1 protein-coding gene is annotated in these 1,213 nt (G+C 44.2%); it reads left to right on the top strand.

From position 1 onward, the window contains the following. Positions 1–974 (top strand): IS110 family transposase (locus ISP07_RS20400; RefSeq protein WP_228290701.1); only part of this gene is annotated, 974 nt, incomplete at its 5' end. Positions 975–1,213 lie beyond the last annotated feature (239 nt).

A 1,213-nucleotide genomic window follows, 5' to 3' on the forward strand; every position in this document is an offset into this window, starting at 1 on the left:
TTTTTTATCAAAACCTACAAAGTAATAAAGCGGTGAGCAGAAAAGAGTTACTGTCGATACTCACCACCTCTCCTCGTTGTAAAGTTGTTATGGAATCGTGTGGCGGTGCTCATTATTGGGCACGTAAAGCGCGTAGTGTTGGTCATGAAGTCGTGATTCTAGATCCTCGATTTGTCAAAGCATTTAGAGTTGGCCAGAAAACAGATGCAAATGATGTTATTGCAATAGCTGCGGCTTCTTTCTCACCCAATGTTCGCCCGTGTAAATCACTGACACAAGCACAACAAAGCTTACAGTCGATAGAGCGAATGCGTGCGTTAGCTGAAAAGCAGAAACGACAGCTGGCTAATCAAATCAGAGGCTTGTTACTTGAATTTGGGATTGTAATCAAGCAATCGGAATGCGCGTTTAGGCAAGCTATCCCTGAGATTCTAGAGGACAGCGATAATGGATTAACCGTTGGTTTAAGGCAGTGTCTAGCTCAGTGCTATGAATTATTTAAAGCACAATCAACATTAAAAGAAACACTAAATGAGTTACTGACAGGTTTAGTAAAACAAGATGAGCAGTGTGAACGTTTACTGGCACTTGAGGGTGTCGGGCCTATCACAGCGGTTGGTTTATTAATAAGCTTAAGTGACACAGCCCATTTTACGAGTGGCCGTAATGCGGCAGCCAATGTTGGTGTCACCCCTCGCCAACACTCAAGTGGTGGAAAAGTGCGAATAGGTCATATAGCCAAATACCGTGGCGAGATAACATTACGGAGTCACTTGTTTCTGGGAGCCAGAGCGGTCATCAGTCAGCTAAAGCATCGAGAACCAAAAACGAAAAAAGAACAATGGCTCAAAGCATTAGTTGAAAGACGGGGTGTGAAGTGTGCCGCCATTGCATTAGCAAATAAAACAGTTAGGACAGCGTATGCCATGCTGAAAAAGGGCACGAGTTATGAACCCAGTTTACTAGCCAATTAATATTTAGCCTTCGATAACAGAAACAACAGTATTGACCAAGAACCTGCGTTAAGCGGTTAGACCCACCCTTGATAGCCTGTAAAGTGCCTGGCGTGTTAAAACACCGAGTAGGAGAAGAGGCACAAGGGCGCGAATACATCAAAGGGCCGAGGTAGCTCCTCATTATGAGCCCGCATATAAGCACGCAGTCTGACAAAATTAACGAAGGGTATTGTGCAATAGGAGGAGTCCATATAAGG

This window comes from Pseudoalteromonas sp. PA2MD11, from assembly GCF_017808125.1.
In the GTDB taxonomy this organism is placed as follows: Bacteria; Pseudomonadota; Gammaproteobacteria; order Enterobacterales; family Alteromonadaceae; genus Pseudoalteromonas; species Pseudoalteromonas simplex.